Consider the following 1053-nt stretch of genomic DNA (forward strand, 5'->3'; position numbering starts at 1 on the left):
CTTCCGCATCGCCATCAGCAGGGTGATGACCGTGCCCACCACCGCCCACGCGGAGAGCACCAGCAGCGGTCCGGTCACCGCGTTGCCCCTGAAGTACGCGATCGAGCGTGCCGTCCAGGTGGAGGCCCCCGGTGGCAGGGCGGGGCCGATCGCCCGCCAGAAGTCCGGGAGCATCGGGAGGGGGAAGGCGCCGCCCGCGCTCGGGTTGCCCGCGATCACCACGATCAGGACGGCCAGGCCGATGCCGACGATGCCGGTGAGCGCCTCCAGGGCGAGCGTGATCATGCCGACCGCGAAGACGGTCAGCGCGCCCAGGCCCGACATCCCCCAGAAGCTTCCGGGCAGGGCTCCCAGGATCGGGCCGATGATGATCGCGCCGCCGATCCCGCCCGCGATCGAGTACAGCGCCATGACGCCGGTCCGGATCACCGCGCGCTGCCGGTTGGCGGGACGGCTGCCCGCGCTGATCGCCAGGATCGAGGCGCAGAGGTAGCCGCCCACGCACCAGCCCACGGCCAGGTAGAACGAGGAGAGCCCGTCGAAGTCCTGCTTCGAGGCCGGGGCCACGTCCACCGCGCGTGCCGTGCGGTGCTCGGTGAGGTCGGCCTCCTTGATGATCTTCGTCAGGGAGGTGGCCAGGACGGTGCCCCCGCCGGAGGCGACCAGCACGATGTCGGTCGTGCCCCTGGGGTTGACGATCAGGGCGCCGTCGATCTCGCGGTTCAGGATCTGCCGGCGGGCGGTGGCCGCGTCGGTGACCGAGCGGGGGTCCAGGGGGTCGCCGGGGAGGTTCTCCAGTTCGGTGACGAGCCGGGTGGACACCTGCTGAGGTGCGACGACGCCGAAGGGGACGTCCGTGGGCTTCGGGTTGTGGAGTGCTCCGATATAGGACGCGATGAACAGCAGTTGCAGCGCCAGTACGCCGATGACGAGCAGTGCGGCCCGTGGAGTGACGGCGTTCTTCACCTCGTCAGCGAAAGTCATGCCACCACGGTCCGGGGTGCCCGATGTTCACGCAGTCGGGCCGGGCCGAATGGCTGAAGGAGGGGGTGG

The 1053-nt window shown here is 70.6% G+C and carries 1 protein-coding gene; it reads right to left on the reverse strand.

Going from position 1 to position 1053, the window contains the following annotated elements; translation table 11 throughout:
- Positions 1-984: DUF3533 domain-containing protein (locus tag ABZV94_RS42055; RefSeq protein ID WP_356350458.1), on the reverse strand; the 984-nt coding region annotated here is incomplete at its 3' end.
- Positions 985-1053 lie beyond the last annotated feature (69 nt).

Origin of the sequence: Streptomyces sp. NPDC004658, assembly GCF_040609555.1 — a bacterium.
Taxonomy (GTDB): Bacteria; Actinomycetota; Actinomycetes; order Streptomycetales; family Streptomycetaceae; genus Streptomyces.